General features: G+C 41.8%; 14 protein-coding genes. 7 read left to right on the top strand and 7 right to left on the bottom strand.

What is annotated here, in order from left to right; genetic code table 11:
* Positions 1-15: 15 nt before the first annotated feature.
* The gene (gene menB / locus DSL64_RS01045; protein WP_115828779.1) at positions 16-840 is read right to left on the bottom strand and encodes a 1,4-dihydroxy-2-naphthoyl-CoA synthase; all 825 of its coding nucleotides are present in this window, start codon (positions 838-840) and stop codon (positions 16-18) included.
* A 201-nt stretch (positions 841-1,041) separates the two neighbouring features.
* Here menB and DSL64_RS01040 point away from each other — a divergent pair, with 201 nt between their 5' ends.
* Together DSL64_RS01040 and DSL64_RS01035 are read left to right on the top strand one after the other, a co-directional pair.
* Complete coding sequence (locus tag DSL64_RS01040; RefSeq protein WP_115829133.1) at positions 1,042-2,139, top strand: AMP-binding protein; 1,098 nt, start codon at positions 1,042-1,044, stop codon at positions 2,137-2,139.
* A complete protein-coding gene (locus tag DSL64_RS01035; protein ID WP_115828778.1) occupies positions 2,132-2,905 on the top strand; it encodes a hypothetical protein in 774 nt (257 codons plus the stop codon). Before DSL64_RS01040 ends, DSL64_RS01035 begins: the two co-directional genes overlap by 8 nt.
* A gap of 43 nt (positions 2,906-2,948) precedes the next feature.
* Here the strand turns inward: DSL64_RS01035 and DSL64_RS01030 are convergent, their stop codons facing one another.
* Positions 2,949-3,959 carry a helix-turn-helix transcriptional regulator gene (locus DSL64_RS01030; protein WP_115828777.1) on the bottom strand — a complete coding sequence of 337 codons (1,011 nt, stop codon included), beginning with the start codon at positions 3,957-3,959 and terminating at the stop codon, positions 2,949-2,951.
* 167 nt (positions 3,960-4,126) lie between these two features.
* Between DSL64_RS01030 and DSL64_RS01025 the strand changes: the two genes are divergently transcribed.
* The 3 genes from DSL64_RS01025 to DSL64_RS01015 all read left to right on the top strand — a co-directional run bounded on the left by DSL64_RS01025 (position 4,127) and on the right by DSL64_RS01015 (position 6,594).
* Positions 4,127-5,536 carry an aldehyde dehydrogenase family protein gene (locus tag DSL64_RS01025; RefSeq protein ID WP_115828776.1) on the top strand — a complete coding sequence of 470 codons (1,410 nt, stop codon included), beginning with the start codon at positions 4,127-4,129 and terminating at the stop codon, positions 5,534-5,536.
* Positions 5,537-5,621: 85 nt separating this feature from the next.
* On the top strand, positions 5,622-6,200 hold the full coding sequence (locus tag DSL64_RS01020) for a 2'-5' RNA ligase family protein (protein ID WP_115828775.1): 579 nt from the start codon (positions 5,622-5,624) through the stop codon (positions 6,198-6,200).
* 4 nt (positions 6,201-6,204) lie between these two features.
* Positions 6,205-6,594 (top strand): DUF1801 domain-containing protein, encoded by a 390-nt coding sequence (locus DSL64_RS01015; protein WP_115828774.1) that lies wholly within the window; start codon positions 6,205-6,207, stop codon positions 6,592-6,594.
* A gap of 322 nt (positions 6,595-6,916) precedes the next feature.
* Here the strand turns inward: DSL64_RS01015 and DSL64_RS01010 are convergent, their stop codons facing one another.
* The 5 genes from DSL64_RS01010 to topA form a co-directional block, all read right to left on the bottom strand.
* Positions 6,917-9,322, bottom strand: a complete 2,406-nt coding sequence (locus DSL64_RS01010) for a serine hydrolase (RefSeq protein ID WP_115828773.1) — start codon at positions 9,320-9,322, stop codon at positions 6,917-6,919.
* Between the two features lie 93 nt (positions 9,323-9,415).
* The gene (locus tag DSL64_RS28875) at positions 9,416-9,997 is read right to left on the bottom strand and encodes a helix-turn-helix domain-containing protein (protein WP_158547835.1); all 582 of its coding nucleotides are present in this window, start codon (positions 9,995-9,997) and stop codon (positions 9,416-9,418) included.
* A 573-nt stretch (positions 9,998-10,570) separates the two neighbouring features.
* Positions 10,571-11,452: a bifunctional 5,10-methylenetetrahydrofolate dehydrogenase/5,10-methenyltetrahydrofolate cyclohydrolase gene (locus tag DSL64_RS01000; protein ID WP_115828771.1), complete on the bottom strand. Its 882-nt coding sequence runs from the start codon at positions 11,450-11,452 to the stop codon at positions 10,571-10,573.
* 292 nt (positions 11,453-11,744) lie between these two features.
* Positions 11,745-12,434: an SIR2 family NAD-dependent protein deacylase gene (locus DSL64_RS00995; RefSeq protein WP_115828770.1), complete on the bottom strand. Its 690-nt coding sequence runs from the start codon at positions 12,432-12,434 to the stop codon at positions 11,745-11,747.
* A 178-nt stretch (positions 12,435-12,612) separates the two neighbouring features.
* Positions 12,613-15,036, bottom strand: a complete 2,424-nt coding sequence (gene topA, locus DSL64_RS00990) for a type I DNA topoisomerase (RefSeq protein WP_115828769.1) — start codon at positions 15,034-15,036, stop codon at positions 12,613-12,615.
* A gap of 435 nt (positions 15,037-15,471) precedes the next feature.
* On the opposite strand from topA, the gene DSL64_RS00985 reads away from it, so the two are divergent.
* Complete coding sequence (locus tag DSL64_RS00985; protein ID WP_115828768.1) at positions 15,472-18,243, top strand: bifunctional aconitate hydratase 2/2-methylisocitrate dehydratase; 2,772 nt, start codon at positions 15,472-15,474, stop codon at positions 18,241-18,243.
* 127 nt (positions 18,244-18,370) lie between these two features.
* Complete coding sequence (locus DSL64_RS00980) at positions 18,371-20,638, top strand: aconitate hydratase (RefSeq protein ID WP_115828767.1); 2,268 nt, start codon at positions 18,371-18,373, stop codon at positions 20,636-20,638.
* The last annotated feature ends 54 nt before the right edge of the window (positions 20,639-20,692 follow it).

Below are 20,692 nucleotides of genomic sequence, written 5' to 3'. Positions count from 1 at the left end.
CACCTTGACTCTTCGTCACGGGAATTTAGTGAATTTGCTGAAATCAGGCTGGCGTTTTTCTACAAACGCATTTTTACCTTCTTTCGCTTCTTCACTCAGGTAATATAAAAGTGTGGCATTTCCAGCCAGTTCCTGAATACCAGCTTGTCCGTCAAGCTCTGCGTTAAACGAGCTTTTGAGCATGCGAATAGACAGAGGACTTTTCTCCTGTATCTTTTTGCACCATGCCACTGTAGTTGTTTCCAATTCTTCCAGCGGTACTACTTTGTTTACCAAGCCCATTTGAAGCGCTTCCTGAGCGTCATACTGATCGCAAAGGAACCAGATCTCCCTTGCTTTTTTCTGACCAACGACTCTTGCCAGATAAGATGCACCAAATCCACCGTCGAAGCTACCTACCTTAGGGCCAGTTTGTCCGAAGCGTGCGTTTTCTGCAGCAATAGAAAGATCACAAATTACATGTAGAACGTGTCCGCCACCAATAGCCCAACCTGCTACCATAGCGATTACGGCTTTAGGGATTGAGCGAATCATACGTTGAAGATCAAGGACATTTAAACGTGGTACGTGGTCATCACCTACATATCCACCATGTCCGCGGACAGACTGATCGCCGCCTGAGCAGAAAGCTCTACCTCCTTCACCGGTAAGTATAATCACCTCAATACGTGTATCTTCCCGGCAAATATGCATGGCGTCAATCATTTCAGTCACCGTCTTAGGCGTGAAAGCATTGTGTACATGTGGACGGTTAATGCTGATTTTTGCAATTCCCTCGTGAAGAGTAAATAGAATTTCTTCGTATTCTTTAATGGTTTCCCATTGAATTGGACTAGACATATTGAGCAATAAAAGATTTGTGATAGAACGGACTTCAGCATTAAAGCGGCAAAGTCTGTATTAAATCCCGAAATTACAGATTGTTTATCTTTCCTTCAAAAAGGATTGATAACTTTCGTCCATGTTTAACGTCGATTTCAGCAGGAATTGTAATGTTAAGCATAAATTTACCGGGACAGATTGAAAGAGTTGGAACAGAAAATGAATAAGCAAACAGAATCAGAGAACGGAGGCTGGAATACTAATCGTAATAAAATACTTACTGAACTCAGGCCTGTCCATCCCTATATGGCTCGTGCGTACGATTTCATGCAGCGTTGGATAGCGGGAGAGCCGGATTTTACCTTACACACCTCCGGATCTACCGGCATACCTAAGCCTATTCATATTCTCCGCAGCCAGATGCAGGGTAGTGCTGCTATGACAGGTAAAGCTTTACAGTTAGGAGAAGGTACCCGTGCACTGGTATGTCTTCATACCGAATATGTGGCGGGGGTGATGATGCTGGTAAGAGGTATGGAGTTGAATTGGAAATTGACGGTCGTGGAGCCAACTTCTAATCCCATTATGAATCTGGATCAACAGTTCGACTTTACTGCGCTGGTTCCGATGCAGTTGGCTGCTTGTCTGGAGAATGAATTGACACGCAACAGAGTTGGCTTATACGGAACAATATTACTGGGTGGCGCACCGGTGGGATTACCGCTGCTGAATCGCATCAAAGAGTTAAATCAACCCGTGTATCAGAGTTATGGAATGACGGAAACGGTTTCGCACGTCGCGCTGAAAAGGCTGAACGGCGTGGATGGCGCTACCGATTTATATACCTTATTACCATCGGTAAGCGCAGGAACCGATGAGAGAGGTTGCCTCTTTGTAGCCGGGCCAATGACTAACGATGTGCTTGTTCAGACCAACGATCTTGTTGAATTTGAATCGGAAAATAGATTTCGCTGGTTGGGGCGTGCGGATAATGTCATCAATTCCGGCGGCGTCAAAATCCTGCTCGATAAGGTGGATGAAGCTGTAGCCAAGGTCTTATATGAATTTGGTGAGGACGCAGCTTTCTATAGCTGGTATGAGCCCGATGAAAAATTGGGTCAGAAATTAGTGCTTTTTGTAGAGCTGGAGACCGGAAAATTGGAATCAGAAAAACTTTTGATAGAAATAAGAAGACATCTTTCCGCATTTGAAACGCCAAAACATGTTTACTTTGCAGACCGGTTTCAAAAAACCGCCACAGATAAAATAGACAAAAGGCAAACAGCAAATACGTATTTCAATAGTTCAAATGGATAAGAATCTTCAGATACCAGGTTTATATACATTACGCTACCAGACAGCACCGGTAGTTCCTGCACCATTTTCAAACTTCTACAGTCTGGATATTCATCTGATTTCCCGCGACGAAGTAGAAGTTGATTTTTCGATTACCTATACCGACCGGGAAGATATGTCGGAAGACGAGATCATTGACGAAGGTTTTACCAAGAACGATGATTTCAAATGGAAAGGGTCAATACCTGCGTTATGGATTAAGGAATTTGACTCGATTTTTTCATCTTCAAAGATCATTCGTCAGCGTGAAGAAGAAGAATATGAAGACTTTATTGAAATTGAGCTGGAGGAAAATGGCAAGCGTGTGACTGTATATCCTGTAGATAAAGATCGCTGGAATTACTTTTTGCAGGAATTTATGCAAGCTATTTTTGAAAAGGCTGGAAGAGAAAAAGCTTTTGAACTGAATTACCTCAGCATAGATGGCGCAGATAAAACGTCGATAGATTTGATCGCATCGTTTGCAAGCAAAGAATTTTCTCTTGTGAAGAATGGTGAAGCAGCCAAGCCGTTGAAATGGTCCCAATTAGAGAAAGTAATGGATACGGTTTACAAAGCTGAATTTCTTGAAGACAATGCTGCAGAATCAAAGCCTACTAAGAATGGAACTTACATTTCTGCGGGCGATGGACTTTGGTTTCAATTGGGTGTAGCGGTGGTAGAACCGACGTCAAAAAGTAAAGAGTTACAAAAAATCGAAGCGATATTCAAATCGCTGGCATCATAAAGAATAAATTCAGAGAGAGCTTGTTAAAGAGCTCTCTTGTTTGTTACTTCCTCTGAAGTTCCTTTGTTAATTCATCTACCAGTTGCCCAATCTTTTCCATGGAGGGGATTACAGCAGGCATTTGTATACTTACAAAGGCTTTCACTTCCCAAACTTCCAGTATATCTGACAACCGCGCATGTATTGCTGGTATGGTGTTCAAATCAGAGATCAATCTGAAACTACCATTTGCCTGAACTTCGTTTATCGCTTTCCTGTAAACGATACCTTCATTTTTTAACAAAAAAATATAATTTACATCCGGTCGGATATCGTACCAGTTACGGATAAATGAGCCTACGAGTAATGCTCCCGGATAGGTAAAATCATTTCCGATTTCAAAGGCACGGTAATAATCCCAGGGAAGATTCGGCAGTTGAAAAGGAGGGAGAGAAGCTACAAAAGACGGATTTTGATGATGCCTGATGTATTCCTGTTGCTGCTGAACAGACACCAGCTGAATAATAGGGAAAGTTTTAGCAACGGGTAAAGCAGACTGATCTGCTGAATAGCTGTTATTGAAAACCGGGACTTGCCCCTCATTGTTTGCTTTATAAGATGCTTGTCCTCCGTCCCGGGCAGCATCAGGAATCTTTGTTTCTTGTCTGTGAACAGGATCTGGCAGGGGCTGAGACAACTGCTTTGCTACCTCTACGGTTGATTCATTTTTTAATATTGCCTCTGGTTTTTCCTGTTGCCTGAATTCAGTAACAACAGGTTTCCTGGGAGCAGATACCATACCGGAATGAGATACGGTCATTTGCGTGGAGCGGGTAAAAGGCAACGATAATTCCGATTTCTCGGCAGATTGTCTTAAATCACTTTTGATCAGATTGTCAACACTGATACCAAAGGCCGAAGCCATGTTTTCCAGATTGGTCAGATTCGGATTGGCACGCGCTTCTTCATAGGCACCCAGCAACGATCTTTTAATATCGATTTTGTTGGCAAACTGCTCCTGTGTCAGTCCGCTCAGTTTGCGAAGGTACTTGATATTATTGCTGACAATACTCATGAAAAACGATGCGGTTGTGAAACTGACTACTAAATGACAACATTTTTAGTAATAAATCAATTTTAGCAAGAGTAATAAAGCGGTTTTCTTGTGATATTTGGCTGCATTGCAATGAGCGTTGCAGGACATGAGGGTGAATCATTCCCGTTTTCCTAAACAATTGATTAATGATGACAGACCTGGAATTAAGTGCTATTTTCAATCGGCAATGGGAAAATAGGCACGTAATAGCTGCCACTGATTCCCATGTCAGAATAGCAAAGTTGAAAAAGCTGCGGGAATATTTACTTGCTCGTGTAGATCAGGCATGTGAGGCCACGAAACAGGATTTTGGCAAGCCCGCTGCGGAAACAATCATAGGTGAATTGCTGGTGCTGATCAATGAGATTACTCATACAATAAAACATCTGCACCAGTGGATGAAACCTGAACGTCAAAGCACTCCTTTAACGATGATTGGGACATCAGCATATATTCAGTATGAACCTAAGGGATGTACCTTAATCATAGCTCCCTGGAATTATCCCATTGCTCTGGCTTTGAAACCTCTCGTATCAGCCATAGCAGCAGGCTGTACTGCGATTGTAAAGCCGTCGGAGATGACTCCCTATTCGGCAGACTTTGTCAGTCAAACAATCCAAAGTCTGTTTAATGATAATGAAGTTGTTGTAATTCAGGGGGATGCAGATACCGCCAGCGCCTTACTGAAATTACCATTCAACCATATCTTTTTTACAGGTAGCCCTGCCGTTGGTAAGATTGTGATGAGAGCTGCAGCTGAACACCTGGCTTCTGTGACGCTGGAGCTTGGAGGGAAATCCCCTTCCATTGTGGATGCTACAGCCGATGTTAAAGCAAGTGCCGAACGGATTGCCTGGGCCAAATTTTTCAATAATGGTCAGACTTGTATTGCTCCGGATTACGTTTTGGTTGATCAATCTGTGGAGCCGCAATTGGTATCAGAACTAAAAAGGGTAATTCTGAAAATGTATGTTGTTAATGCGCAGACAATTGAAGAATCTGCTTCCTATGGTAGGATTGTGAATACCAAACATTTTGAAAGATTACAGGCTCATTTACAGAATGCAAAAGAGCTGGGGGCAGTTGTGGAAACCGGAGATGATTGTAATTCTAAATCCCGCTACTTTGCACCGACCTTACTAACCCACGTTACGAGGGAAATGAGTGTGATGAATGAAGAAATATTTGGTCCTGTTTTACCAGTTATGACTTTCCAATCGGTGGAACAGGCAATCAACATCGTCAACGATGGAGAAAAACCTTTGGCTCTATACATTCATTCGAAAAATAATGCTACAATTGAGCAGATTTTGAAAAATACCAGCTCCGGAAATGCACTTGTGAATGAGATGCTTACGCAGTTCGGACATACACAGATTCCATTCGGCGGCGTCAATAACAGCGGAATTGGTAAATCGAATGGATTTTACGGATTTAAGGAATTTTCAAATGCCAAAGGCGTGATGAAACGCAGGTTTGGTACGATGAAGTTTTTATATCCGCCTTATTCAGCCAGATTGGAAGAGTGGCTGAAAAAAGGGTTAAGGTGGGTTTAAGTAGGGGCGAAGGGCATGGGGACGGGAGTGATGAAAAGGGCTCAGGGCGCAAGTATTAATATTTTTGGACTAAATTTTTAAATAAATGGCGGGTGTAGATTTTGGTCAGACTGATCTTTTTGGAGCGGTTCCTGTTCGTTGTGAATATTATCCTGTTTTGTTGCCTGACGAAGCTGGTCTTACAGAGATCGCCGATATATACCGCTTGCTCACTGACTTGGGCGTGAAGCCTTCTCAGCTAACTAAACTCTCGCATGTGTCGATTGATGGCGTAGTTTGTCCGGAAAATGATGAGAGAGTTACAATGGCAATCCGTAACTTTCTTTCTACTCAACAACCACTTTTAATTGAATTTTCTGAGCTGGGCTATTTTCCGGGCAGAGGAGGATTGACTTTGAAGCTGGGCATAGCGAATAGTGAAGCGATCAAAGATTTTAATAAGGAATTTATGACTGCTATTGGTGGTAAAGTTACTAAGCTTCCTGATTTGCACCTGACCCTGGCCAGGTATGTTAGTTCTGAGATATGGGATAAGATGAAGGACACAGAAATCAATTTGCGGCACTGTTTGTGCAGTAGTGTAGCTATCTACAAAAAAGAATATAAAGCCAAAGGTGCTTATCAGGTGAGTGGGAAAGTGAATTTTGGAGAAACTAACTTCTGATAAAATGAAGAAGGAAATAGCTGAATATAACAGTACACTGTCGCAAGAGGATAAACGTATTTGTGATTTGCTGGCCACGGAAATAGACAACCTATTACCGGAAGCCGAGAATAAAATCTGGCATGCACATCCGGTTTGGTTTTTGAATGGGAATCCTGTTGCCGGATACAGTAAACTCAAAGACAGTGTCCGGCTTCTATTCTGGAGCGGACAAAGTTTTGAAGAGGAAGAATTGAAAACTGAAGGAAAGTTTAAAGCAGCGGAAAAGCGTTATACTTCGCTTGAACAAGTAGATATTCCGGCATTGCACGGATGGCTTACAAAGGCGAGGGATATTCAATGGGATTATAAGAATTTGGTCAAGAGGAAGGGTAAACTGGAGCGGTTGAAATAAAGTTGAACCAAGTCTGACTTATTGGAAACGCATAAATGTTGTTGCTAATATATAAATCCGGTAGCTCATGTGAATTGTGCTTATCACCATTATCCCAACCACAATCGCGTTTCTGAAGTGGTTAACAATGGATGATGTTAAGCTAAAGAAGAATACAACAACAGATAGGGAAAAGATTAAGCATTATTTGAAGAAGCATTATTTGTAAAATCACCATGAGCTTACAGTCCATGGTGATTTTAACTTTTTACAGATACCTTAAAGGTTCTAACAGGTTGATAATATTCTACTTATATTTTTTTTAATTCTACATATTTTGAGGCTATATCGTTATTTTTTCAAAGTGCAGATTCCTGATCCTATCAGAATTGACAGAAAAACCAGTGATCTTATTATTCTGGTCCCGGACAAATTTAATACTTCCTAAATTTCTATTCTTGCTCAGAAACAAGTCGGGCTTTATAGCGCAAAATTCGATGTTATTTTGGGCTCTGCTGCTTGTAATTATAGTATTGTTTGTTTCTGATAAATTATAAGTGGCGTTTATTGACTCGCAGTAGTAGGTACCAGTAAAATCTTTCAGATCAGCTTCTGAATATACTGTAGAGGTGTAGCGTTCGTATACATGGTCATCACTTTCTCCGGAAGTATAAATCATTTTTAAATTATTTCCTTCTTTACGAAATCTGAACTTGATCACATCGTCGCTATCGATTACCATTTGAAAGATATTTTCATCAATAGGAACCAGTGAGCTTTCATTCACACTATTTAATACTTGAAAACGTAAAGTGTCATTTTTTACATAGAACCTAAGTCCGGATGCTCTCTCATTATCCCAGTAATTACCTGCGAAGGCGCTGAGTTGTTGCGAAGGAATTTTAACTGTCTGCAACTTACTAAAGTCGATGCTGGGAGGTTCAGGGAAAATATCACCTAGTACTTCAGCAGCCATATTCATAGCCAGACCACCATTATACCTGTTATTATTTCCGAGTACAAAAGATATTATTTTTTGATTGGGGAATATGAAAATATTGCTGGCATAGCCACCTTCCAGACCGTATGTCCATATTTTAGGAACTCCGCGCTCTGCGTGAAGGTATTGCTGGCCGTATAAAAGTCTTCCTGCGGTTGGATTGAAAGTGGTTGTGCCATCATTTAATGTCACAGGAGTCGTTAGTTTTTCAATCAGTTTTCTACTGCCTACTTTGGGGTTTTCAAAATTGAGATACCAGCGGCTCAAATCCGCTGCCGAAGTGTATAGATTGGTGGTGCCCACAATAGAATAGTTGATCGGATTATGTTTCAAACTATTTTTGGTGACCTGATAGGAGAAGGCAATATCCGGAGTAATCATTTCATTGTCGTCATGGAAAAAAGTATTTACCAATCCCAATGGTTGGAAAATATGTTCCTGAGAAAATGCAGCAAGTGTTTGACCTGTCACAGTTTTGATTACCTCCGTCAGTAGAATAATTCCGGAAGAAGTTTGAGAGAATTTTGTTCCAGGGATAAAATCTAATTCCTTTTGCCGGAAAATCAAACCCAATGCATCCTTCTGTGTGAAAACATCCTTTTCTCGCCAACCTGCGATTTCTTTTATTGCCATAATGTCATGCAGACCGCTCGACTGACTTAATAAATGTTTTATTGTAATGGTTTGCTTATAATCCGGAAGCTGAGGGATATATTTACGCACATCATCGGATAATGACAATTTTCCTTGTTCTTCCAGTAGAAGAATTGCAAATGCTGTGAATTGCTTTGACATGGCACCTATTTGAAATTTAGTATCTGCATTAACAGGTACTTCCCGGCTTACATCAGCATTTCCAAAGCCTTTCAGGTAAACAATTTTTCCATCTTTCAACAATCCTGCGGCAACTCCTGGCTTATATATATTATCATCCCATTCAGCAAATACTTTATCCAAGTTTTTAGTATTTGCTGAATGTATAGCTGAATTACTTTTTTCAATGAGCGTAATAATCTCTTCAGTCATTTTCAGTGCAGAACTTGGGTCCTGACCCGTTACAAACCGTTCGTCTACTACGTAAAAACCTTCTCCTAATTTATCTGTGTGTACAAAATTACCTTCGTTTTTTCTGATCGCTTCGTCAATAGTAAAAGGAAATGTTTTGTAATATTCCTCTTGCTTATCTTCAAATTTATCAGCAAAGCCGGTTATTTTTTTGCCACGATAAATCGATTTTCCATTTTTGTCTTTTAAATAAGCCAGTCCCGCGGTGCCGTGGCAAATAGCCGCGATTATTCCATTTTTAAAGTAGATTTGCTTTGCCAGATTTTGAATGTCTTTGTTTTCTGCAATACCAAACATGGCTGCTCCGCCACCACCATAAAAAATTGCACTGTAATCTCCGGCAACAATTTTGTTTGGTAACATGGTTGTTTTGAGTTTGTTCATAAAAAAAGTATCGTAGAGATATTTTTTATGAGTACTGTCGGAAGCATTTATATAGCCGATTGGAACAGCACCACCATTTGGACTTACAAAGTCAACAGTGTATCCGGACTTGGTGAACATTTCATAAGGTACCACAATTTCACCAAAATGATTGGCGGTTCTGATCTGAGATTTTCCGTAGTAATCCTGATTAGAAACTACAAACAGAATTTTGTTTTGCGAAAAGACTGAGATAGAGGATAAGAAAAAACCAATGCTCATCCATAGCATTAACCGAAACTTTGAAAATGATTTGTACATATTTGCTTTTTTGAATGTCTGCAAATATGTGGTTACAGCAGGTGTGGAGGGTTTTGGTTTACGGTTTTGGAGTTCGGATTTATAAAATTGAACTCATTTTGAATGATTTTTCTGGTATTCGGTTGGGGTTAGGCCTGTCACCTTTTTGAAAGTTGTAAAGAAAGTGGATTTGGAATTAAATCCGCTGTCATATCCAATACTCTCTACAGTATGGCTCTTTTCATTTCTCAGCAATTCCTTTGCTTTCTCTATCCTGTACTCATTGATAAGATTTGAGAAAGACTTTCCTAATTTTTCATTCAGATATTGGGAAAGTATGTGCTTCGTTACCTTTAGCTCCTTTGCTGCATCTTCAAGTGTGAAATTAGGATTTACGAATAGTTCGCGATCAGCAATGATGGATAGCTTCAGGTCAATATGCTCCTGTGTTTCCAGTGGAATGAGTTTGTTTTTGTATTTTTCTTTTTCCTGAAAGAAGGCCGGCTCGTTGTTATTTCTGAAGATCAGCAACAACGCAATCAGGTATAATATAAAGCTGAATGACAATGCCCCTACAATGTACGAAGTGTAATTGGCAGTATAATACGCTATCCATATAATTGTCACTCCCAGGTAAATACTCAACAACCATATATCTATCTTTTTCAGACTTTCTTTTCCTTTTATTTTTAGCAAAATGGGATGTATGAATTTATAAGCAACGATTATATATGCTAACCATTGGGCGTAGATTGCCCATACGATCCACACCCAGATTTGACGATTTTCTACATAGGGATAAACAATTCCTAAAGTGGTAATCAGGGTCAGATACGAAAAAAAGTGAATTGACCAATTGACTTTTTTCTCTTTAACGGATGATTTTAAATATAGAAACAAGAACGGCCCTATCAAAATACAGGCAGAAAGCCCGATTTGTATAAATATATTTCCTAATTGAGGATTGAAGTAGAAGAATACAGATTTTATAATTCTAATACTAAGCACAAATAATAATGCTGATAAAAAATAATTAGATGTGTTCTTTTTCCTGGCCTGAACCGCAAAGTATAATGAAAGTAATAAGGCGTTAAATCCTCCCAATGCACTGAAGAAAAACAAAAATTGATTTTGCATGAAGTGTATGATAAGCTTGTCTACGTGTCGGATTTACTTGGGTTCTAATTCAATATGTATTAGCAAAAAAAGCGGTTTGTGGGGACACAAACCGCGGTAAAACTAGTGTATTAGTTGAAATATAGAAACAAACTACCCGTAAATCTCTTTCCGTGCCGCCTTTAAAGTATTTGTCAACAAACCACAAATTGTCATTAATCCAACACCTCCAGGTACCGGAGTGATATAGCTGCTTTTAGGTGCTACGTCAGCAAAGTTGACATCACCTTTAATTGCGAAACCACTTTTCTTGCTCGCATCTTCCACGCGGCTGATACCCACGTCAATTACCACTGCTCCCTCTTTTACATAGTCCGCTGTAACGAATTCCGGTCGGCCTAATGCGGCAATCAGAATATCTGCTGATTGACAAACTTCTTTCAGATTTGACGTTTTGCTGTGGGTTATTGTCACCGTACAGTTGCCCGGATAGTCATTGCGCTGCATCAGAATGCTCATTGGCAATCCAACGATCTGACTGCGACCGATAACCACACAATGTTTTCCGCTGGTTTCAACACCTGCACGGATCAACATCTCCAGTATTCCGAAAGGTGTTGCGGAAATATAAGCAGGTAAACCTTTACACATTCTGCCCACATTAATAGGGTGAAATCCGTCAACATCCTTTTTAGGATCGACAGCTTCCATAATGGTGTTTTCGGAAATATGCTTTGGCAACGGAAGCTGAACGATGAATCCGTCCACATCCGCATTGTTGTTCAGCGAAGCCACAGCTTCCAGCAATTCCGCCTCACTGATAGTTGCGTCGAATTTGAGAAGGGTAGAAGTGAATCCGATTTCTTCGCAGCTACGGATTTTGGAAGCTACATAAGTTTCACTCGCACCATCCTGACCTACCAATATAGCCGCCAAATGGGGTTTTTTACCTCCACCAGCTACCCAGGTTTCTACCTCAGCTTTAATTTCAGATTTGATTTGGGACGATATCGCTTTTCCGTCTAGTAATTGCATCGTATTTATTGTCGTTATTTATTTTAAATGTTGTATTCTATATTGATCTGGTCATTTGTAGTCAAGGGTTATCATCAATTATGGTCAGAGATTGTCAGGATTCGTCATTTTTAGTCAAAGGTTGTCATCGGTGGTTATGTTATGGTCGTTTATTGTCAGGTAGAGTCATTTATAGTGGAAGAGTTCTCGGCAACTTCTTACAATTTATGTCCACTTTTAAAAACTACTTGAAAATCCCTGACTACCGCATGACTAAACCTGACCATTCCTGACCAATCTTGACGATTCCTTTCTATTTATATCCTTCCAACTTTTCCTTCAAAACACTCATTCCTACTGTGGCTTTTTCCTGAATGAAGGTCATAGTCGGTTTAAATCTGATATCTGGTTTGGCCGGATCTATCAGGAAAATGGGCTTGTTTTGTCTTACGTAACTGACTAGTCCTGCCGCCGGATATACAGCCAGCGAGGTACCGATTACCACAAATATATCCGCGTCTTCCACAATGTCCATGGCGGTTTCCATCATCGGAACCTCCTCCCCGAACCATACAATATGCGGCCTGAGCTGGCTGCCCAATTCGCATAAGTCGCCGGTCTTCAATTCCCAGGAATCCATGTCATAAACCAATTCCGGATTAGCTGTACTTCTGGACTTGAACAGTTCACCATGCAAATGTACCACTTTGGACGAGCCGGCAAGCTCGTGCAGATTATCAACGTTTTGCGTGATGATCGTAACATCGAAATACTGCTCCAATTCTACCAATGCCTGGTGAGCCGTATTTGGTTTTACCGATTGTGCCTGTTTTCTTCTCTGGTTATAAAAATCAAGAACAAGTTCCTGATTCCTCGCCCATGCCTCCGGAGTAGCTACGTCTTCAATCCTGTAATTATCCCATAATCCGCCGTTGTCGCGAAAAGTGCTGATCCCGCTTTCTGCACTAATGCCTGCTCCGGTAAGAACGACAAGTTTTTGCATGGATTAAAAATTGGTCACCGTGAAAATTTTACACAAAGTAAAAAAAGAAAAGCGCAAAGAGCGCTAAGAAATTTCAGGTTTAATAAATATGCCACGGATGCACGAAGGAAACACAAATTTAGTTTAAAGGTTTTTTAAACTTTCGTGCTTACTCGTGCATCCGTGGCAATTCGATATTTTAATCCTTTTTTGCTGCTTTTTTAGCTGCCGGCTTTTTGGTAGTGGTTTTCTTGGCAGCCGCTTTTTTAGGTGCAGCTTCCTTTGCAGGAGCCTCAGATTTTGGAGCTGCTTTTCTGAATCCGCGACCCGCCGGTTTTTCAGGCTGCTCTGCCGCCAGCTTTAATACATCTTCGTACGTAAGGCTCGCAGGTTCTGTTCCTTTCGGTATCTTTAGATTCCTTTTTTCAAAAGCTACGTAAGGGCCATATCGTCCGTTCAATACCTTCGCATTTTCATTTTCAGCGAATTCCTTGATCGTCTTATTGCTGTCGGCGATGCGTTTGGCCTCAATAATTTCAATCAATCGATCATCTGTAACGGCCATCGGATCGTCATCTTTGGCAAGCGAATAGTATTTGCCTCCATGTTTTACGTACGGACCAAATTTACCAATACTCACAACCATGTCTGAATCCTCAAAAAGTCCGACAGTACGTGGAAGTTTGAATAATTCAAAAGCTTCTTCCAGCGTAATATTTTCCATAAGCTGGCCTTTTTTCAGACTCGCAAACTTCGGTTTGTCTTCATCCTCGGCGTCACCGATCTGAACATAAGGGCCATATTTCCCGATCCGTACCGTTACTTTTTTGCCTGTTGCAGGATCTTCCCCTAATTCGCGGGAGGTCAGACTTCTGTCAAATTCCTCTTCCTTCACTTCCGAAACACGTTTCTGAAAAGGAGTGTAGAAGTTTTTGATCATTTGCTGCCACGAAAGTGAACCGTCAGCAATATGATCAAAGTCTTTTTCAACGTTCGCCGTGAAAGAATAATCGACAATTCCTTCAAAGTTATTGACAAGGAAATCGTTCACAACCATTCCTGTACTTGTCGGGAATAGTTTAGATTTTTCCGAGCCGTATATTTCTTTGTTTACTTTACTTACAATCTTATCTGAAGCTAATGTCATCTCGCGGTATTCGCGTTCAATACCCGGACGGTCTTCTTTGACTACATATTCTCTTCTTAATATAGTAGATATGGTTGGCGCGTAGGTAGAAGGACGGCCAATCCCCATCTCTTCCAGTTTTTTTACAAGACTGGCTTCCGTGTAGCGCGGCGGATTTCTTGTAAAACGTTCAGTTGCCTTCATATCTGCAAGGCTGAGAATCTGACCGATGTTCAGAGGAGGAAGCATTCCTTTTTGCTCTTCGTCGCCTTCATCATCGCTGGATTCCAGGTATACTTTCAGAAATCCTTCAAACTTAATTACTTCACCCTGAGCTACAAGCTCTTCCGAAGTCATAGAAATGCCAATGGTTGCAGTTGTTCTTTCGAGCTGAGCATCCGACATCTGGGAAGCAATAGCTCGTTTCCAGATCAATTCATATAAGCGCTGCTCATTTCTGTCGCTGCTTCCGACTAGTGTATGGAAGTCGGTTGGTCGTATGGCTTCGTGAGCCTCCTGAGCAGATTCGCTCTTGGTTTTGAAAACCCTTTTGAAATAATATTCCTGACCGTATTCATTCACAATCTGAGTTTGCGCTTTTTGCAGAGCTTCTTCAGATAAGTTGGTCGAGTCGGTACGCATATAGGAAATTTTCCCGGCTTCATACAGGCGCTGAGCGACTGTCATGGTTTGGGATACAGAAAAGCTGAGTTTTCTGGACGCTTCCTGCTGTAATGTAGAAGTAGTAAATGGCGGAGCCGGGGATTTTTTAGCTGGTTTTACTTCAAGATTTTTAATTGAAAATTCTGCACCGATGCATTTTTCCAGAAAGGTCATTGCATCCAATTCAACTGCAAAATTCTTGGGAAGTTCCGCATTCAATACGCGCCCATTACCCAGATTGAAATGCGCGGTAACCTTAAAGCTCCCCTTACTATTGAAAGAGTCTATCTCTCTTTCACGCTCTACTATAATACGTACAGCTACCGATTGAACCCTTCCCGCAGAAAGATTAGATTTTCCGATTCTGATTTTTTTCCAAAGTACCGGAGATAGTTCGTATCCAACCAGGCGATCCAGAATACGACGAGCCTGTTGCGCATCTACCAGATCAACGTCAATGATACGGGGCTTCTGAATAGCGTTTTGCAAAGCAGTTTTCGTGATCTCACGAAAAACAATTCTTTTGGTATCGTCCGGCAGCCCTAATGCTTCCTTCAAGTGCCAGGAAATAGCTTCTCCTTCACGGTCATCATCCGTTGCCAGCCAAACCTCCGCATCTTTCGCAAGCTTTTTGAGTTCGGAAATGACTTTCACCTTGTCGGCGGAAATCTCGTAAGATGGCTGAAAACCATTCTCTACATCGACGCCCATGTCATGCTCTGGCAGGTCACGAACGTGACCAAAACTTGACTTGACAGTGAAGTCAGCGCCCAAATAATTTTCAATGGTTTTGGCTTTGGCAGGTGACTCAACGATCACCAGATTTTTAGACATAATATTCTATTTAGTATACCGGGTAGCACTTTGGATGTCCAAATATAGGGCAGAAACAAGCAAAAAATCAAAGTACTTCTTAAAAGGTAACGTATAAAACTATTCAGAAGGGTGGGTTCAACCCCGTTTTTGCCGTCCTATTTTAGTAACATTTGAATACTATACGAAGAAACCAAAAGTAGGTGACAATGGTTATTTATATGTCTTCTAGTTCATAATAATACTAAATAAGGTGAATTACGTATAGAAGACGATTTGACATTTGGTAATTTCGTATTTTCGCACGATTTAATGACACAGATAATCCCATTATTGATTAATTACTATGGCTTTAAACTTAGACATGATTAAGGGTTTATGTACCCACATGCCAGAGCGGGCAGTAGTGGCCCGTAAAGTAGTTGGACAACCTTTAACATCGAAAAGACTTCTATTATGAATATTTATCAGGATTACATCAAGGAAATTGAAGAAAGAAAAGCACAAGGGCTTCACCCTAAGCCAATTGACGGTGCTGAATTACTAACGGAGATTATAGCGCAAATTAAGGATACAGCTAACGAGTACCGCGCCGATTCTCTTAATTTTTTCATTTACAATACTTTACCGGGAACAACAAGTGCTGCGGGCGTAAAAGCAAGATTCCTTAAGGAGATCATTCTGGGAGAATCTGTGGTTGAAGAAATATCGCCAGCTTATGCACTGGTATTGTTGTCTCATATGAAAGGTGGCCCATCGATTGAAGTGTTGCTGGATCTTGCTTTGGGAGATGATTTAGCCATCGCAAAAGAAGCTGCAGAAGTTCTAAAAACGCAGGTTTTCTTATATGATGCAGATACGGACCGTCTGAAGGAGGCGTTCAAAAATGAAAACCCGATTGCAAGGGAAATTCTTGAAAGCTATGCTAAGGCGGAGTTCTTTACGAAGCTGCCTGAAGTTGCTGAAGAAATAAAAATTGTAACGTTTATTGCTGGGGAGGGAGATATCTCAACAGATTTACTTTCTCCGGGCAATCAGGCGCATTCGCGTTCTGACCGTGAATTGCACGGTTTGTGCATGATCACACCTCAGGCGCAGGCAGAGATTAAAGCTTTGCAGGCAGAGCATCCTGACAAGAGCGTGATGCTGATCGCTGAAAAAGGTACTATGGGCGTAGGGTCGTCAAGGATGTCAGGTGTGAACAACGTGGCGCTTTGGACTGGCAAGCAGGCAAGTCAATACATTCCATTTGTAAACATCGCTCCGATCGTTGGGGGAACCAATGGTATTTCACCTATTTTCCTTACTACAGTCGACGTGACAGGTGGTATCGGTATTGATTTGAAAAACTGGGTGAAAAAGGTAGATGCGGAAGGTAATACTGTTCGCAATGAAAATGGTGATCCGATTTTGGAAGAGGTTTACTCTGTTGCTACGGGTACTGTTCTTACCATCAATACGAAGACAAAGAAACTTTATAATGGCGAGCAGGAGCTGATCGATATTTCAAAAGCACTTACTCCTCAAAAGAAAGAGTTTATAAAAGCAGGTGGATCTTATGCAATTGTATTTGGTAAGAAAATCCAGACAATTGCGGCTAAGATTTTAGGTATTGAGCCTACCCTTGTATTTGCTCCTTCAAAAGAGATTTCTAACGAAGGACAGGGACTTACAGCGGTTGAGAAAATATTTAACAAAAACGCGGTTGGTATCACGCCAGGCAAAGTCCTGCATGCTGGTTCTGATGTTCGTGTAGAAGTTAATATCGTAGGTTCTCAGGATACTACCGGTTTAATGACTGCCCAGGAGCTGGAATCCATGGCTGCCACAATTATTTCTCCAATCGTTGATGGTGCCTATCAGTCAGGTTGTCATACAGCATCTGTCTGGGATAAAAAAGCGCAGGCTAATATTCCAAAACTGATGAAGTTCATGAACGACTTCGGTTTGATCACAGCTCGTGACCCGAAAGGTGAATACCACTCCATGACGGACGTAATTCACAAGGTTCTGAATGATATTACGATCGACGAGTGGGCAATTATCATCGGCGGTGATTCGCACACAAGGATGTCGAAAGGTGTTGCCTTCGGTGCTGACTCGGGAACGGTTGCATTGGCGCTGGCTACGGGTGAGGCGTCTATGCCAATTCCTGAATCTGTGAAGGTGACGTTCAAAGGGGACATGAAAGACCACATGGATTTCCGTGACGTGGTTCATGCTACACAAGCGCAAATGCTTCAGCAGTTTGGTGGAGAAAACGTATTTCAGGGAAGAATCATTGAAGTGCACATCGGAACACTTCCTGCTGACCAGGCATTTACATTCACTGACTGGACGGCTGAGATGAAAGCGAAAGCTTCTATCAATATTTCTGAAGACGATACGCTGATCGAATCACTTGAAATTGCAAAGGGCAGAATCCAGATCATGATCGATAAGGGCATGGATAATGCTAAACAAGTACTTCAGGGATTGATCAATAAGGCTGATAAGCGTATCACTGAAATTAAATCCGGTGAGAAACCTGCTTTGGTACCAGATGCAAACGCGAAGTACTATGCGGAAGTGGTGATTGATCTTGACGTAATTGTTGAGCCGATGATTGCTGATCCGGATGTAAACAACAAAGAAGTTTCGAAGCGTTACACGCACGATACAATTCGTCCGATTTCTTACTACGGCGAAGATAAAAAAGTTGACCTTGGATTCGTAGGTTCTTGTATGGTTCACAAAGGAGATTTGAAGATTGTTTCTCAGATGCTTAAGAACCTGGAAGAACAACAGGGCAAGGTGGAATTCCATGCACCGCTGGTAGTGGCTGCTCCTACTTATAATATTGTTGAAGAGCTTAAAAATGAAGGAGACTGGGATGTATTGCAAAAATACTCAGGCTTTGAATTCGATGACAAAGCTCCGAAAGTGGTAGCGCGTACGGAATACGAAAATATGATGTATCTGGAGCGTCCTGGTTGTAACCTTTGTATGGGTAACCAGGAAAAAGCGGCCAAAGGGGACACTGTTTTGGCAACTTCAACCCGTCTTTTCCAGGGAAGAGTTGTTGAAGATTCAGAGCGTAAAAAAGGAGAGTCACTCTTGGCATCCACGCCAGTTGTTGTATTGTCAGCTATACTTGGCAGAATTCCAAGCGTAGAGGAATACAAGGCAGCTGTTGTTGGTATTGATCTTACTAAGTTTGCTCCTCCTACAAAGCAGCTGAGCAGATAATAAAAGTTTGGGATGTTCGACGGTTTTTCTTCCATATCGGCGAACATCCCAAATATACTGGCACCGGATCCCCGCTGGTGGTTCAGTTTTTGATAAGTGGAATGTATAGACATTAATTTTAATTACTATGGCGTTTGACTTAGATATGATTAAGGGCGTATATGCCCGAATGCAAGAGAGAGTAGAAGCTGCCCGTAAAGTTGTAGGCCGTCCGCTCACCTTATCCGAAAAAATTCTCTATTCTCATTTGTGGGAAGGCAATCCCACTCAGATTCACGAGAGGGGAAAATCCTATGTTGATTTTGCTCCCGACCGCGTGGCTATGCAGGACGCAACGGCGCAGATGGCTTTGCTGCAGTTTATGCAGGCTGGACGTCCGCAGGTTGCTGTTCCATCTACAGTTCACTGCGATCACCTGATCCAGGCTGAAGTAGGAGCAGTTCAGGATTTGAAAAATGCTGAGGATAAAAACAAAGAAGTTTACGATTTTCTGTCATCTGTATCCGATAAATATGGCTTAGGCTTCTGGAAAGCAGGAGCTGGTATTATTCATCAGGTTGTTTTGGAAAACTACGCGTTTCCTGGTGGCATGATGATCGGTACTGACTCCCACACGCCTAACGCGGGTGGCCTGGGTATGATCGCGATTGGTGTAGGCGGCGCTGATGCGAGCGACGTGATGTCCGGGCTTGCGTGGGAACTTAAAATGCCACGTCTGATCGGTGTAAAACTAACGGGGAAACTCAGCGGATGGACAGCTGCCAAGGACGTTATTCTTTGGGTGGCTGGTCAGCTAACCGTAAAAGGTGGTACAGGCTATGTGGTAGAGTATTTTGGTGAAGGTGCCGAAAGTCTTTCTGCAACTGGTAAAGGGACAATCTGTAATATGGGGGCGGAAATTGGAGCTACAACTTCAATCTTCGCTTATGATGAAAGAAGTGCCGCTTACCTGAAAGCTACTGATCGAGCTGATGTTGCTGAAGCTGCCGATGCGGTTAGGGAATATTTACGTTCTGATGATGAAGTGTATGCTGATCCGGCATTGTACTACGATCAGTTAATTGAGCTTGATTTATCCACTCTGGAGCCTCATGTGAACGGACCATTTACTCCGGATCTGGCATGGCCGCTTTCTAAATTTGCTACTGCTGTAAGAGAAAATGGATGGCCTGAAGTGCTTTCTGTGGGACTTATAGGCTCATGTACGAACTCTTCTTACGAGGACGTAAGTCGTGCTGCTTCGCTGGCACAACAAGCAGTTGATAAAAAATTGAAAGTTACATCTGAGTATACAATTACCCCTGGTTCTGAACAGGTTCGTTACACGGTAGACAGAGATGGATTCCTTGATACTTTTGCACAGATAGGTGGGGTTGTACTGGCTAACGCATGCGGTCCATGTATCGGGCAATGGGCACGACACGGGGCTGAGAAGCAGGAGAAAAACTCGATTATTACCTCCTTCAACCGTAACTTTTCGAAACGTGCAGATGGTAATCCTAATACGCACTCATTCGTTGCGTCACCGGAAATTGTAACTGCTTTGGCTATTGCAGGTCGGCTTACATTTGATCCACGCGTTGACAAGCTGGTAAATACGGATGGGGAAGAAGTGATGCTGGATGAACCAACCGGGTTTGAATTACCTGCCAAAGGTTTTGCAGTGGAGGATGCAGGTTACCAGGCTCCTGCTGAAGATGGTAGCACGGTTCAGGTGATTGTGAATCCAACGTCAGATCGCTTGCAACTGCTGGAACCGTTTGCGGAATGGGAAGGTACTGATTTGAAAGGCCTGAAGTTGCTTATTAAAGCAAAAGGAAAATGTACTACTGACCACATTTCTATGGCTGGTCCATGGCTGAAGTACAGAGGTCATTTGGATAATATTTCCAATAATATGCTGATCGGTGCACTTAATTTCTATAATGAGAAAACGAACAGCATCAAAAACCAGCTCAATAACCAGTATGCTGGCGTTCCGGATGTTCAGCGTGATTACAAGGCGCATGGAATCGGAACGATTGTTGTGGGTGACGAAAACTATGGCGAAGGTTCATCACGTGAACATGCAGCTATGGAGCCTCGTTTCCTTGGTGTACGTGCTATTCTGGTAAAATCATTTGCCCGTATTCACGAAACGAACCTGAAAAAACAGGGCATGCTTGCGCTTACCTTCGCAAATCCATCTGACTATGAGAAAATTCAGGAAGATGATACCATTGATATCGTAGGACTGGAAACTTTCGCTGAAGGAGAACCATTGACTATTGTGCTTCATCACAATGATGGAACAACTGACGAATTCCCTGTGAATCATACATACAATGCTCAGCAAATCGAATGGTTTAAAGCTGGTTCAGCACTGAATATTATTCGCAAGTCTGTAGGTGTGTAAGTTGTTATACCTGAATATTATTGATAAAGGGCTCTCAGGAGCCCTTTTCTTTTC

Source organism: Dyadobacter luteus, from assembly GCF_003383615.1.
Taxonomy (GTDB): Bacteria; Bacteroidota; Bacteroidia; order Cytophagales; family Spirosomataceae; genus Dyadobacter; species Dyadobacter luteus.
The sequence above is the reverse complement of the archived record's forward strand: the minus strand, read 5'-3'. Positions and strand labels throughout refer to the sequence as shown.